The following is a 13,823-nucleotide window of genomic DNA, read 5'->3' as shown; positions in this document are numbered from 1 at the left end:
CGTTTGTCCTCGAACCTCCATTCGGGCATCGCAGCAATGCCTCGAAAAACCTGGGTCCTGAGCGATTAGCCACTAAAATCCACGAAGCCCCCACTGGGAGAGACGGCGTTTGCGCAGCAAGCAAACGCCAGAGAGGGCCGGCGGCTCGCGAACGTCTTAGCGCCTTCCGCTACGGTCAAATCCGTCACTGATACAATTGACGTCCCCTGCCACCCGCGGCGCGTTCCACGAGGCGGATGTCGCAGATCCCCTAAAAGCGGAGGGTCTCCAACCCTTTCACGATGCAAGCGTCTCATTGGGACAAGGGATTCGCAGTACGATTTGGGATACGATCCGCTGATCAAGACGCGAATTGCAGCGTGGCGCCGATGAACCGCGGCCGAGTGAGTTGAGGAACCGAAAATCAGTCGGTGCGTCGTCACTGGCAACGTCACGACAACAATTCGATCCGTCCCCACTTCGTTATTTTGATCATTCTGCCCCGAATCATTCTGCCAACCTCCTCCGCATCGTCTTACGCCCATCGTCCTGCCCCACCCCCCAGCGCCCACCAGCAGGTTTCGACGACATCAATGCTTAACGCCCCGCGAAAAACCTCCATGATCTCGGGGCCCGACAGTTCCGCCCGTCGCTCGCAACTCACCTTGTAACGCAACTGAGCCACAATGCGGTCCAACCGCTCGCCGGAGTCTCGATGAAAGCGTTTCTGATAATCCGAAAGTGCTTCGGCGATCTTTAGCCGTTTCCAAGCCGGCGCGCCCTTCTTTTTTCGGTCCACCAGAAATTCGAACACTTCGGCCTGGCCAAAACACCAATTCGAATCGCCACCGGCGCCATGAAAGATTGCCAGCGTTTGATGCCAAATCAACGCCCAGTCCGGCTTTCCGTCCCGCTGCGTCCCGCCACCACTTTGCCTCGCCACCGGCCTGGCCCCTTCTGCGAAACTGGATTCGATGCCCGCTGCAGAACAGCCTTTCTCGGCGGAGGGGTTCCGGCAGCCCCAATGGGTTGCAGCCTTTTCAGAAAACAGGATAATTCGACGATCACTTATCGCCGAGCCGGGGATAATGCCGCCCAATTCTTATCCACCTGGGGAATAAGGCGGCCGATAAGACCCCCGGCCCGCAAGACCGGGTAATAAACAAGTTATCGGACTAAATTCGATTGATGACGAATCCATACCAATCACCAGCGGCGGAACGTGTCCAATTGGCACCGAGGATTCACACCTTTCGATTCATCGCGATTCTGCTTGCCTGCTTCGCCGCCATTATCGGCTATCTCTACCTTACGCCTTTTCTGACCTCACCGATGGCAGTGTGGGGATGGCAGAATTGGTGTTTCGGATTTGCGCCAGCGGCTTACCTTCTATTTTGTGCCGCCGTGGCGGTGCCAACCGAATGGTACGCGAAGCCAATTGCCCTGCGTTTGCTACCACTGGTGCTGTCTCCACTTCTCCTGGTGACGTGCCTGATCGGATTTGTGTTCTACATCGACGCTGCAAACATTTTTACCGCCGTCTACATTTTGCTCGGTCTCCTATGTCCCGTGATCTGGATATACTTTGCGTTGTCCGTTCAGCGCACCTTTGTGCTTCTTCGCAGTGGCCGATAATCATGTCGTGCAACGGAGCACGGCAAGGCGCGATTACAAATGGTCGCCACATTGGCCGTGCCCGCTGACAACTGACGTTCGTCGTATTCGAAACTCTTGAGCCACTAAAGTGTTCAAAAGAAATCAACAATTTCCGTGCATACGAGGCAAGAGATGAACTCCTTCCGTTTGGTCACATTGATCTTTCTATTTTCCGTCACCTCCATCGCAATGGCGGATGAAGGATTGCAACGAGAGCCATCAGATGGTGGGCGATTCTCGCTTCTCCCGTATGGCGATACCATCGTCATGCTGGACGCGATTTCCGGTGACACTTGGATACTTGAAAAGAACGACAACAAGACTCCCATTTGGATACCAATTCGAAAAGTTTCGCATGAGATGACTGATGCCGTCATCGCAGCTCGAGCGACGTCAAAGGATGAGTTGAATATTCAGGTGATGCCGGAACTAGGAACGATGATCCTGCGAGGGAAAAAGGAAGATGTCCAAAAGACGATGGATGCGTTGAATCGGAACGAATCTGGGAAATCGAAAGCGGAATCAGAAAACTAAATGTATCGACGAACCATCCGATGCAATCGAGCGCCGCAGTCGGGCGATATAGAGTTGAGGATCATCCGTCGCCGCCGCTGATCCCGAACGTTCCTCGTAAGCAGCGAGGCAGTTCCAGGCATCAGTCTGACTTGCCGGATTTATTGGGCCGATTGTCTGAGCGTCGCACTTTTCCATCGCGTGCTTTCCGCGTTGAGCTTTCGGCGTCGGACGGATTCGGCCGATTGATCGATGCCGCACGTTGCGTCTGATTGCTTTGGATCGTCACGGCCCCTTGGCTGACGCAAATCGGAGACTTGGTCCGAGCCGCGACGGACCTGCGTGCGGTCCCGATGGATCGCCCGTCAAACTCTCCACGTGCCATCATGCCCGTTCTCTTTTCGTGTCTTCTCGTGTTTTTCGTGGCGATCAACCGCTGTGTGGTTCCGCCAAGTTCGTGCCGCTCGTTTCGCGGACAAAAATTTGCGTCGTCTGTTTCGCCGCGGTATCCTCTTGCATCCGTCGCAGCCAACGCTGCCGCCGAGCACTCGACGAGATCCGAGGAACAATGCCGTGCACCTGAGCACTCGATCGAGTCAGTTTTGAGTTCAAGATTTTCCGCTCGTGCCAGGTGACGGCGGACGTTCCTCGTAAGTAGCGAGACGACTCCAGACGTCGATTTGTATTGATGGATTTACTGGTCAGATTGTCTGAACGTCTCGCTCTTTCGGTGGGCGCATGCATCGTTGAACTGCGGGCGACGGATGGTTTCGCGCGATTGATCGATGCCGCATGACGTTCCATCTCGCTTTGGGTCGCGACGTCGCCTGATGAGAATTGGCAAAGGTAGTACCCGCCGCAACGGACCTGACGTGTGGTCGACTACAAGGCCGCTTCGGCAGCTCTGTGCCGGCGCTGACGCAAAGCTGCATTCCGCGTTCATTGATGCTTCGCGTTGAAACATTTTGCTATCACACAAGAATTTGCCTCGGCAGATCTGTCACGCTATCCTGAGTCCGCCGGCCCGCGTTACACGACATGCCCGAACAACGATGAAGACAGTCAGAATCGAGGAACAATGCCGTGCACCTGAGCACTCGATCGAGTCTGTTTTGAGTTCAAGTGTTTCCGCTCGTGCCAGGTGACGGCGGACGTTCACGCTGCTAGCCGACGCCTGACGACAGCGCCCACTTCTTCTCTGTGTCCCTCTGCGACCTCTGTGGTTGCTCATTCACACACGGTTTGATTGGTGCGCTCGAAGTGCGCCCTCTTGATCTCATCGAACCTCTGTTTCCTGGGATTCGCATTTGATGTCACGGTTCGATAGGTGCGCGGTCGACTCGACCGAGGAAGACAAACCGACGCCTGTCGAATTTAACACTGACAGCCAACGCCTGATGTGCCGACCGCTGGTTGGGATGTCAAATTTCCCTTGGCCATTCCAATCGGCTACATTGGCAATCAGCGACGATGGCTCAAACTGTCGTCGCGGCCGGACGCGTGAACCAAGTGGTGCACCGCAGTCGGCGAGTTAAGTTTGTTTTTGAGTTCAGGTCATTCGCGCCGACGCGGTGACCACAGCCGTTATGCGTACCTGGAGCCCCAAGATGCGCGTACCAATTTACACATTGGTTCTCATTGTGACTTGTGGGATCCAAGGCTGCAGCTTGACGGTGTCACCGCTAACGCTCGAAGAAAAGTTGATTTTGCAATCTGCTGATCTGGATGATTCGCTAGTCGTTTGGTCGAACATTGACAAAGTCCTGATCGTCGAGGTCGACGGCAATGACCTGGTACCCGACCAGAGACCAGCAACCGTAGATGCTTGGATTTCAGCGATCAACTCGTTGGAGGCACGTGGTTACATTTCAAATGAGGGACACAAGGGTGGACACTACGAACTCACAAACGCCGGGAAAGCAGCAGCCGAAACCACGCGCATCTCAAGCTCCGAGTAATTGAGCCGGACTGACGCATAACCATCGGATGCACGACGAGTCGGCGAGTCCGGTTTGATTGAAGTGGATGATCTCTCGCGCCGACCGCGTGATCCTTTCCGTTCCTCGTAAGTAGCGAAGCAATTCCAGACGTCGATCAGTGGTGACGGATTTACTGGACAGATTGCCCGAACGTCTCGCTCTTTTGGTGGGCGCTTGCATCGTTGAACTGCCGAAGTCGGATTGTTTCGCTCGATTGATCGATGCCGCATGACGTTCCATCTCGCTTTGGGTCGCGACGTCGCCTGATGAGAATTGGCAGCGGTAGTACCCGCCGCAACGGACCTGACGTGTGGTCGACCACAAAGCCGCTTCGGCAGCTCTGTGCCGACGCTGACGCAAAGCTGCATTCCGCGTTCATTGATGCTTCGCGTTGAAACATTTTGCTATCACACAAGAATTTGCCTCGGCAGATCTGTCACGCTATCCTGAGTCCGCCGGCCCGCGTCACACGACGTGCCCGAGCAATACGAAGACAGTCAGAATCGAGGAACAATGCCGTGCACCTGAGCACTCGATCGAGTCTGTTTTGAGTTCAAGTGTTTCCGCTCGTGCCAGGTGACGGCGGACGTTAGCCGATGGAGCTCAGCGAATGCGAACTCTTGAAGAATTTCGTGAAATCACAATTGCTCAACTTCGCGACTCCCTTCACCGGCCTAACCAGTACGGCTGCGAGGGTCGAACAGCCGATAGTTTCTTTTCCCAAATCATATGGCAGATCTGTTGGATTAATGAACGCGAGACTGACTTTGCTCGCTTGGTCGAAGGAATGCTGCGTGGTCCAATGCGAGTCTACGGTCAATTCTTTGACCAGCATCTAAGTATCCCTATCCCTGACCGTTTCAGCAGCGAAATAGCATCCGCATACGCCCAGGCAGCGTATCGAGTGGGATGTTACACGCCCGAACACATGCTGACTGACCAAGAATTCGATAAACTGAAAGGTGCACTCGATCGAAATTTCATGATGGCTGATCATACTATGTCGGAGATCGTGTCCCGATTCGGTGAGCCCACGCTTGATTCTCTCGGCTGTCAAACGATAGTTCACTGTTATGGATCCTACGATAGAAACTCAAGTTGGATATATTTTGACTACTCGCGTTGCTATCCAGGCACATACGAATGGTTTGAAGATCCCATATTGAGAGACATTCGCAGAGACAAGAATAAAATGGAATTGCTGCCGTTTGGTGCGTGGTTTCGCAAGGGCATCGACAATGCAGACGGCTAACAACGCGATGATCCGGAGTCGCGTTCGAGTTGATTCAAGACTTACAATTCTTGTCGTCGCGACCCGGATATCGCTGACCGTTCCTCGTAAAGACCGAGACGACTCCAGACGTCGATTTGTATTGACGGATTTACTGGACAGATTGCCCGAACGTGTCGCTCTTTCGGTGGGCGCATGCATCGTTGAACTGCGGGCGACGGATGGTTTCGCTCGCTTGATCGATGCCGCATGACGTTCCATCTCGCTTTGGGTCGCGACGTCGCCTGATGAGAATTGGCAGCGGTAGTGCCCGCCGCAACGGACCTGACGTGTGGTCGACCACAAAGCCGCTTCGAAATCTTTGTGCCGGCGCTGACACAAAGCTGCGTTCCGCGTTCATTGATACTTCGCGTTGAAACATTTTTCTATCACACAAGAATTTGCCTCGGCAGATCTGTCACGCTATCCTGAGTCCGCCGGCCCGCGTCACACGACGTGCCCGAGCAATACGAAGACAGTCAGAATCGAGGAACAAAGCCGTGCACCTGAGCACTCGATCGAGTCTGTTTTGAGATCAAGTGTTTCCGCTCGTGCCAGGTGACGGCGGACGTTCCTCGTAAGCAGCGAGGCAGTTCCAGGCATCAGTCTAACTTGCCGGATTTACTGGGCCGATTGTCTGAGTGTCGCACTATTCCATCGCGTGCACACCGCGTTGAGCTTTCGGCGTCGGACGGTTTCGGTCGATTGATCGTTGCCGCACGTTTTGGCCGATTGCTTTGGATCGTCACGGCCTCTTGGCTGACGCAAATGGGAGACTTGGTCCGCGCCACGACGGACCTGTGCTGTGATCCCGATGGATTGCCCGTCAAGATCTCAACGTGCCACCATGCCTGTTCTCTTTTCGTGTCTTCTCGTGTTTTTCGTGGCGATCCACCGCTGTGTGGTTCCGCTACGTTCACGCCGCTCGTTTGGCAAACAAAAATTTGCCTCGTCTGTCTCGCCGCGGTATCCTCTTGCCTCGGTCGCATTCAACGCTGCCGCCGAGCACAAGACGAGAATCGAGGAACAATGCCGTGCACCTGAGCACTCGATCGAGTCTGTTTTGAGTTCAAGTGTTTCCGCTCGTGCCAGGTGACGGCGGACGTTCGTCGACTGATCACTATTGGCCCCAGATGTGTGATGCGATACCCTGACCGCGGAATCACTTTCTCACACACCAACGAAGGATTGAATCATGAGACTGCCCACAGTTCTGCCATCGGTAATCCTAGTACTTGGGCTAACGGTTTTCGCGATTCAGCGGGACTCAATTGCTTCCGATAGCGTGGTAGAGAAAGCAAAGCAAACTCAGACAAGGGTTTACAAGGTTAGTGATCTTCCCGTGTGGACGTCCGAGAAGGAATATGATCCATCGGTACTGATGCGACTGATTCAGGCCTCAGTGTCTCCATCGGACTGGAAACCGGGTAGCGGCGATTCGACAATGGCTCCATATCCGCAAAATGCTTCGCTCGTGATTTCAACACGACTCGAGAATCATGACAAGATCGTTGATCTTCTTGTGTCGATGCGTCCCAAGAATTAGCTGACAACTGACGACGAACCAAGGGATGCAACGGAGCGGCGGTGGTGCAGTTTCTGGTGGGATTAGTGTCAGCTCCCGCCGCCCGCTGATCCCGGGCGTTCGCCGACTGACAACAGCATCTATAGACCTGACGTGAGAAGCACTACATGAGTCGCACTGCCATCGAGATGTTCAGCACACTGGGCGTCGGTGTGCTGTGTATCGTTTTGGGCGTGATGGCACTTGCGATCTTTTTCACGGTATTGTCTCGCATCAACAGTGGCGGCGCGAAACCAGATACGATGTCCGTTCGCGGGGTGCTAAAGAAGAACACTTGGGCAACCGTTCACATGACCGGTTCCGAGACATTCGATCGTGTACGGTTCGTAGGGTTTACGAATACCGAAAGCATCAAGACACACTTGCCGTATGAACTAAACGGCATGGTGATCCTGGAAGACGAGGATGGGCGACGCTTTATGGTGCGTGCTAAGGCAATTCGTATGATCGTTGTTGAACCGGAAAGGGAATCGCACGATACTGATGGTTCCGCCTTGTGACGTTCCATCGGGGTGCGAAGAAGCGGCGAACCAGGCGATGCACCCAAGTCGCGGCGTCGGCGTTTTTGACAATGGACAATCTATCGCCGCGACTGGGTGATCGCGGTCGTTATCGCACGAAGAAATATGACAGCACTAGCAATCTTTTTCTGCTTTGCCATCGCGCAAGCCGATGACGAGTTGGTTACACGACTTGCGTCCGACGACGCTGCCTCAGCATCCGCTGCATACGACTCGCTGGCCGAACGCGGTGTCGACGCTTTCCCAGCGCTGGCGGCACGGTTGGACGACGAGACAGAGGCGAATTACGAAGTATTTCGCAACCCAACCGTCATGACGAAGACAAGGCGGGGATGGGCCATCTACAAACCAAACGTTGGCGATGTTGCATTCTTACTGATTCAACGCCAAATCGAGGGCACGTGGCCTGGGGCGTTCAAGGATCACCATGCGATTACCCAATCTAACGCAAAAGACTGGATCACAAAACACAAAGGACTCACGCTTAAGCAACTACGGATACTTGCAGTCACCGAGTCGCTTTCTTCCGTCGCACGAGAATTGGCCAAAGATAGCTCCAGTGATCTCAACACGAAATGTCTCGCCTACTTAACGGAACGACTGACCAAACTTCAAGAGGCGAAAGACAAGCGATAACCACGCGATGATCCGAAGCGGCGGAGTCAGGTTGGTTTGGCCATCGCAATGTCGTTAACCGCTGCTCGGATATCGCCAACGTTCGGCCGCCTGAACGAACCTTCGTTGATTCGGCGTTGTCCTTGACCGAACACACTTTTTTTGTTCCCGATTCGTGACGCCAGCCGTGCCTCAGAAACAGTTAACTGCGAAATGTGAATTTGAGTCCGCGTCAGCAGATGACCTGTTCGACGCCATTGAATCTATTTCTGGCCGGTACGGTCAGGGCGTCGTGGTAGAACCGCCGGGCGATGGTCCTGACAACCCGCTGTCATGGTCGATTCAGGAGGTGAATCGTGCCGGCGTTGAAACTGATACTTTGGAATGCGGAAAACTCTGCACAAATGCGATGCTGAACGCCCGGCGTGCTTTAGCCTGCTTGGTTGATTGGTACGTTGCACGCGATTTGGGTGAACTCTGCAAGAACCCTCCGGGATCGCCGAAGCAAAAAGCAGAATTTCTTATGCGACGGGGCGTTATAGACGAACTAAGCACGTCAGCACGAGTTATTCGGCATAACTTTCAAGTGATGGCATGTAGGTTACCTCACCGATTTCGCATAGCTTCGTCGTCAGCGTTTGTAACAAGGTTTTGAATCGTTCCCAGGCCGTGGCGGGCATTTGTTGATACTTTAGTTGCCTCCATAGTCGCTCGATCGAATTCAGTTCGGGACTATACGGCGGAAGATGATAAACCAGCAGCCCACGCTCTGCCCAGCGTTCGATCGATGCTTCAAAAGCTCCGCTGGTGTGGCAAGATGCATTGTCGAGGATGACCACCGTTGTTTGGTCAATCGTCTCACAAAAATCATCCATGATTTCAATGACCGTTTGCGTGTTGACGTACCCTTTGTGAAGATAGGTATGGGTGGTTCCATCTTGATGCTCAAAGCCAAGTGCCTGAACCGTCGCCCCATGGGCGCCGGTGACTGGCACATCGGTCCGTTCGCCGATGGGAAGCCATCCGTATGGCACCACGCCCTTAAGCGAAAATCCCGCTTCGTCAAAGTATACGACATCCAGTTCAGGTTCATTGAGCAACTCGGCGAGTTCCTCTTGAGCCAACCGGAAAGCCTTTTCGTCTCGTTTTTTCCGCAGGCTGCGCCGAAACCGCTTCCAGCTCAAATTGAATCGTCGGGCGTAACGACGCAGCGAATGTCGGCTGATCGATTTGCCGGTCCGTGTTCGCAAACGCGACAGGACTGTGGCAGGCCGGGAGGGAAATTGCCGCAACAAATCTTTGAGGATTTGCTCTTCCTGTTCATTGAGCTTCCTCGGTCCGCCTGGTCGCTTTTCGTCCAGCAGGGCGTCTGGTCCGTCTTGTTCAAAGTGTTTGATCCAAGCTCGCACGCTGTCTCTACTGACACTAAGAATATCGACGATCTGCTCAATTTCGTATTGAGCATCGCTCAGAAGAATCGCGTGTGCCCGTATTCGTGTGTAATGGTTTGGATGCTGTTTCCAAAGCTCAATCAGACGGTCACGTTGCTGCTGGTTCGTGATTTTCGCGAAAACGGTTGCAGGTCTTGCCATGGTAAGTCTCCCGTGATTGTCGGGAGGCACCGACCTTGCCAGGCCCGTCCGACGACCGGACAATTAGCTAGCAAAAGAACGAACCGCGCCCATCGTGACAAACCTGCAAAAGCCTTGCCAATTTCCATGAACTACACATGCTCACGTGCTTAACGTCGCGAGTCTTGGCCCGCGCAATCGGCAAACGGAATCGGGTAGAGCACGATTACATTGTCCCTGAGTTGGAGACCGCTGAAGATGTGGTTGAACTTTTGCGACGGACGATGGCAACAATTCGTCAGCATTCCGACCCATCTCATGGGCCTTGGATTTTCGGCATTTTTCTTGGAGGGCATGGGGGTGGGGAAAACGGTCGATATGCAACATTCGGAGGATGGAGCGAACCACTGGTTGTTTTCTCCCGGTTTGATCCGCGTCCATGGGTTGGCGTTGTTTTGCCGGATGGCGAGACGAACGCTCTGATTCGGTACACCAATCTGGCGGACGTTACGCTTGATCAACTGCTAAGTCTTCTTTCTCTGGCCGAACAGAAATTTGGTCACGTTTCGTCTTTTTCTGATGCACAATCCTGTCAGGTGATGGCTAGTGAACTTGGATTCGTGTTGCCATAACGATTGCCTTGCGTCGTCAAACTTAACTTGGCGTGCCGAACCAAGCGATGCACAACGAGCGGCGAAGTCAAGTTGGTTGGAGTGGGTGATCTCTCGTCGCCGCCGTGTGATCGCCGCCGTTCCTCGTCAGCAGCGAGGCAGTTCCAGGCATCAGTCTGACTTGCCGGATTTATTGGGCCGATTGTCTGGGCGTCGCACTTTTCCGTCGCGTGCACACCGCGTTGAGCTTTCGGCGTCGGACGGTTTCGGTCGATTGATCGTTGCCGCACGTTGCGTCTGATTGCTTTGGGTCGTCACGGCCCCTTGGTTGACGCAAATCGGAGACTTGGTCCGCGCCACGACGGACCTGTGCTGCGGTCCCGATGGATCGCCCGTCAAGCTCTCCACGTGCCATCATATCCGTTCTCTTTTCGTGTCTTCTCGTGTTTTTCGTGGCGATCCACCGCGGTGTGGTTCCGCCGTGTTCGCGCCGCTCGTTTCGCAGACAAAAATTTGCGTCGTGTGTTTCGCAGCGGTATCCTCTTGCATCGGTCGCATTCAACGCTGCCGCCGAGCACTCGACGAGATCCGAGGAACAAAGCCGTGCACCTGAGCACTCGATCGAGTCTGTTTTGAGTTCAAGATTTTCCGCTCGTGCCAGGTGACGGCGGACGTTCGCCGACACTGTCGATTCCGCACGACCACTGCAAGAGATGGAAACCCATCAAGCAATTGGATACGTAGTTGTTGATTGCCTGGCCTTTGTCGGCGCAATCGGCATTTTAACTGGGCGCGGAATTCGATCGACGCTTACACTGCCAGCACGCGTTGCATTCTTATTCTTTCTCGCATTGTGCCCATTCTTGTTTATGGTCGCTTACGCACTGCTCGGAGCGTTCGACGAAATGCAACCGACTTTGTGGTCGACAGTCAGGATATTGGTCCTGACACCGCTATTGTCTGCTTGTGCAATACTCGGGATGTACATCTCATGGGCGGCCGCCTACTCCTGGCTCGTCACGGGGTGCGAAAAGATTTATTCACGGTGTCGCGGTTGTCCGACGCCACAGGGTCGGGATCCGCAGAACTTTAACGGATCCCACACAAGCTCCGAGGTCGATAGTAGACCGTCGGGCATTGGCACGGGCGGCGAACCAGCGGATGCACGTGAGTCGCCGAGTTGAGTTTTTTGAAGTGGTGAGTCGTTCGCGGCGGCCACGTGATCCGTATCGTTCTCGCTCCCAAATCGTACTCGTACTCAGGCGTCAGCCGGTACTCCTACTCGTACTCGACTGGAAGGCAAACAAACCGATGCCGGACGCCCACGCTGCTGAACGTTGTGACTGAACTCGGCCCACCTGATGTCATCGAACCTTCGTTTCCTAAGATTCGCATTTGATGTCACGGTTCGATAGGTGCGCGGTCGACGAGGACAAACCGACGCCTGTCGATTCGAGTAGGAGTACGAGTACCGCGGTGCTGAGCACGAGTACGATCCAAGACAAACCGACGCCTGAAGTGCCGACCGTTGATTGGGATGCCGAATTTCCCTTCGCGATTCCGATCGGGTACATTGGCCGCGAGCGACGATGGCTCAAGCTGTCGTCGCGGCCGACCGCGCGAACCAAGTGGTGCACCGCAGTCGGCGAGTTGAGTTTGTTTTGAGTTCTGGTCGATCGCGCCGACGCGGTGACCACCGCCGTTCTGGCATTGAAAATCGTACTCGTACTCAGGGCGCCGCCCGGTACTCGTACTCCTACTCGACTCGGGGCACCAATGACCGAACCCATCTTCGACCACGATCGACTAGACGTTTACCGTTTCTCTATCGAATACGTTGCTTCGTCATTCGCCGCCGCGAGAGATTTGAGCGGCTGTCATCGCCACGCTCGTGATCAATGGCTTCGCGCCGCTCAATCCATACCGCTGAACATCGCCGAGGGCAACGGGAAGCGAAGCCTCAAAGATCGTAGTCGATTTCTTGACATCGCTCGTGGCTCGGCGCTGGAATGTGTCGCAATTCAAGACGTGCTTGCCGCAACCGATGGACTGGATGTTGAACGCCACCACGAACTGAAACGTTCGCTTCATCGGATCGTTTCGATGCTGACTCGGTTGATCGCGAGATCCGATGCCGTGGCCGAATCGCCGGTGGAGTACAATGCAGGGACCGAGTACGAGTACCGCGATGCTGAGTACGAGTACGAGTACGATCAAGGCAGGAAGCCAGAACCAAGCCGTGCACCTGAGGACGGCTTGCGCGGTTTCACAAGTGGAAAATCACTCGTCCGTCCCAGGTGACGGCAACCGTTATGCGTCAAATCGCACACTCCTTCCGAACATGAAATTTCCACGTCTTCAGAAACTCATGCAGCGTGAGGACATGTCTGACAAATTCCAGTTCTGCTGGTTTCAGACATATCCTCCAGTTGGCGAAGATGATATCGCCGCACAGAAAGCAGCACGGCCATGGCTGCCCGATGACTACCTCGAATTCTTACGCCTAACCGACGGCGCAGTGCTCGAAATGTTTGTGCTGTACGGTATCGCTGAGGGGCACACGCATTCGATAGAAAACAAGGACTTTTACGTCGAACCATATGGGAAAGCCGACTGGTTCCCTGTCGGTCACGATCCTGCTGGTGACGCTTTTGTCATTCATCGGACTGGAAGCATCGCAACAATTGGCAGCGATCCACCACCTGACGAACCAGTTCCTCTATGTGAAAACTTCCACGAACTGATCGAAGATGTTTGTTGTGGACCGCGGTACATCGACTACTTTGGTGGACCACCTGGCGAACGCGAATGGCTCGACTACTTGCGTGGTCAGGGCTGGGTCAATGACGCATAACAAAAAAATGCACCCGAGTCGCGAAGTCGGGCGTTTTGAAAATGGAGAATCTCTCGTCGCGACCGGGTGATTTTGGTCGTTCTGCTAATACTTGCACGCAATGCCTGGGAATCCGCTAAATCGATTCGACTCCGATTGGGAGGAAAAGATACGGGTTCACTTCGCGGACCACATTCCGAAACCGATTCCCGATCGCAACACGATCGTAACTGGGTACGTCGTCGCAAATGCTCCATTTGGCATCTTCGTCGACATTGGCTATGGCGTGCCAGCAGTCCTTGGTGATGTTTACATCGGACACGACCAGCAGCAAAAGATGGATCCACATTGGACGAAACCATTAGGAACGAAGATTTGCGCGAAGATCGGAGACGACACAGGCCAATATCCTAAGCTGCACCAATGGGACTACGAAGAGTGGGGACCGCAACACTTAGCTGCTGAAGTCTGATGCTTGGATCAACTGCGTAGTATCATGAATCACACTGCCGGGAATCGCAGAACCATGGGTTGGACGCGGAGGCCTCGGAAGCGTCTTTTTGAAATGGTTGATCTTTCGCTCGGCCCCGGTCAACCCTGCCGTTCACGCTGGTAACCCACGCCTGACGACAGCGTCCACTTCTTCTTTTGCGCCTTCTCGCGTTCTTTTGTGGCAATTGATTTGCTGTC

The 13,823-nt window shown here is 54.2% G+C and carries 12 protein-coding genes; 10 read left to right on the top strand and 2 right to left on the bottom strand.

All coding sequences use genetic code 11. The features are described from left to right. Nucleotides 1-514: 514 nt before the first annotated feature. Nucleotides 515-922 carry a hypothetical protein gene (locus Enr13x_RS28590; RefSeq protein ID WP_145390272.1) on the bottom strand — a complete coding sequence of 136 codons (408 nt, stop codon included), beginning with the start codon at nucleotides 920-922 and terminating at the stop codon, nucleotides 515-517. A gap of 245 nt (nucleotides 923-1,167) precedes the next feature. On the opposite strand from Enr13x_RS28590, the gene Enr13x_RS28585 reads away from it, so the two are divergent. The 5 genes from Enr13x_RS28585 (at nucleotide 1,168) to Enr13x_RS28560 (ending at nucleotide 8,139) form a co-directional block, all read left to right on the top strand. Continuing rightward, entirely contained in the window at nucleotides 1,168-1,614 is a 447-nt protein-coding gene (locus Enr13x_RS28585; RefSeq protein ID WP_231743836.1) for a hypothetical protein, read from the top strand. Nucleotides 1,615-1,767: 153 nt separating this feature from the next. Then, complete coding sequence (locus tag Enr13x_RS28580) at nucleotides 1,768-2,169, top strand: hypothetical protein (protein ID WP_145390271.1); 402 nt, start codon at nucleotides 1,768-1,770, stop codon at nucleotides 2,167-2,169. A gap of 2,568 nt (nucleotides 2,170-4,737) precedes the next feature. Then, nucleotides 4,738-5,379, top strand: a complete 642-nt coding sequence (locus Enr13x_RS28570) for a hypothetical protein (RefSeq protein ID WP_145390269.1) — start codon at nucleotides 4,738-4,740, stop codon at nucleotides 5,377-5,379. Nucleotides 5,380-7,089: 1,710 nt separating this feature from the next. Further along, on the top strand, nucleotides 7,090-7,482 hold the full coding sequence (locus Enr13x_RS28565) for a hypothetical protein (RefSeq protein WP_145390268.1): 393 nt from the start codon (nucleotides 7,090-7,092) through the stop codon (nucleotides 7,480-7,482). Nucleotides 7,483-7,608: 126 nt separating this feature from the next. After that, a complete protein-coding gene (locus tag Enr13x_RS28560) occupies nucleotides 7,609-8,139 on the top strand; it encodes a hypothetical protein (protein ID WP_145390267.1) in 531 nt (176 codons plus the stop codon). Nucleotides 8,140-8,684: 545 nt separating this feature from the next. Here Enr13x_RS28560 and Enr13x_RS28555 read toward each other — a convergent pair. Beyond that, a complete protein-coding gene (locus Enr13x_RS28555) occupies nucleotides 8,685-9,710 on the bottom strand; it encodes an IS630 family transposase (protein WP_145385672.1) in 1,026 nt (341 codons plus the stop codon). 263 nt (nucleotides 9,711-9,973) lie between these two features. Between Enr13x_RS28555 and Enr13x_RS28550 the strand changes: the two genes are divergently transcribed. From Enr13x_RS28550 to Enr13x_RS28530, 5 genes are all read left to right on the top strand, one after another. After that, nucleotides 9,974-10,321 carry a hypothetical protein gene (locus tag Enr13x_RS28550; protein ID WP_145390266.1) on the top strand — a complete coding sequence of 116 codons (348 nt, stop codon included), beginning with the start codon at nucleotides 9,974-9,976 and terminating at the stop codon, nucleotides 10,319-10,321. 1,377 nt (nucleotides 10,322-11,698) lie between these two features. Beyond that, the gene (locus Enr13x_RS28545) at nucleotides 11,699-11,965 is read left to right on the top strand and encodes a hypothetical protein (RefSeq protein WP_145390265.1); all 267 of its coding nucleotides are present in this window, start codon (nucleotides 11,699-11,701) and stop codon (nucleotides 11,963-11,965) included. Nucleotides 11,966-12,076: 111 nt separating this feature from the next. Continuing rightward, nucleotides 12,077-12,601, top strand: a complete 525-nt coding sequence (locus Enr13x_RS28540) for a four helix bundle protein (protein ID WP_145390264.1) — start codon at nucleotides 12,077-12,079, stop codon at nucleotides 12,599-12,601. 40 nt (nucleotides 12,602-12,641) lie between these two features. Then, entirely contained in the window at nucleotides 12,642-13,154 is a 513-nt protein-coding gene (locus Enr13x_RS28535; RefSeq protein WP_197455419.1) for an SMI1/KNR4 family protein, read from the top strand. Between the two features lie 100 nt (nucleotides 13,155-13,254). Continuing rightward, on the top strand, nucleotides 13,255-13,605 hold the full coding sequence (locus tag Enr13x_RS28530) for a S1 domain-containing protein (protein ID WP_145390262.1): 351 nt from the start codon (nucleotides 13,255-13,257) through the stop codon (nucleotides 13,603-13,605). The last annotated feature ends 218 nt before the right edge of the window (nucleotides 13,606-13,823 follow it).

The organism is Stieleria neptunia (genome assembly GCF_007754155.1).
GTDB lineage: Bacteria > Planctomycetota > Planctomycetia > Pirellulales > Pirellulaceae > Stieleria > Stieleria neptunia.
Note: the sequence above shows the minus strand (reverse complement) of the source record. Positions and strands in the feature narration are given on the sequence as shown.

Coding starts and splice junctions, on each gene's coding strand:
- Enr13x_RS28530 (WP_145390262.1), top strand. CDS start 13,255: ATGCCTGGGAATCCGCTAAATCGATTCGACTCCGATTGGGAGGAAAAG.
- Enr13x_RS28560 (WP_145390267.1), top strand. CDS start 7,609: ATGACAGCACTAGCAATCTTTTTCTGCTTTGCCATCGCGCAAGCCGAT.
- Enr13x_RS28540 (WP_145390264.1), top strand. CDS start 12,077: ATGACCGAACCCATCTTCGACCACGATCGACTAGACGTTTACCGTTTC.
- Enr13x_RS28585 (WP_231743836.1), top strand. CDS start 1,168: ATGACGAATCCATACCAATCACCAGCGGCGGAACGTGTCCAATTGGCA.
- Enr13x_RS28545 (WP_145390265.1), top strand. CDS start 11,699: ATGTCACGGTTCGATAGGTGCGCGGTCGACGAGGACAAACCGACGCCT.
- Enr13x_RS28555 (WP_145385672.1), bottom strand. CDS start 9,710: ATGGCAAGACCTGCAACCGTTTTCGCGAAAATCACGAACCAGCAGCAA.
- Enr13x_RS28550 (WP_145390266.1), top strand. CDS start 9,974: ATGGCAACAATTCGTCAGCATTCCGACCCATCTCATGGGCCTTGGATT.
- Enr13x_RS28580 (WP_145390271.1), top strand. CDS start 1,768: ATGAACTCCTTCCGTTTGGTCACATTGATCTTTCTATTTTCCGTCACC.
- Enr13x_RS28535 (WP_197455419.1), top strand. CDS start 12,642: ATGAAATTTCCACGTCTTCAGAAACTCATGCAGCGTGAGGACATGTCT.
- Enr13x_RS28565 (WP_145390268.1), top strand. CDS start 7,090: ATGAGTCGCACTGCCATCGAGATGTTCAGCACACTGGGCGTCGGTGTG.
- Enr13x_RS28570 (WP_145390269.1), top strand. CDS start 4,738: ATGCGAACTCTTGAAGAATTTCGTGAAATCACAATTGCTCAACTTCGC.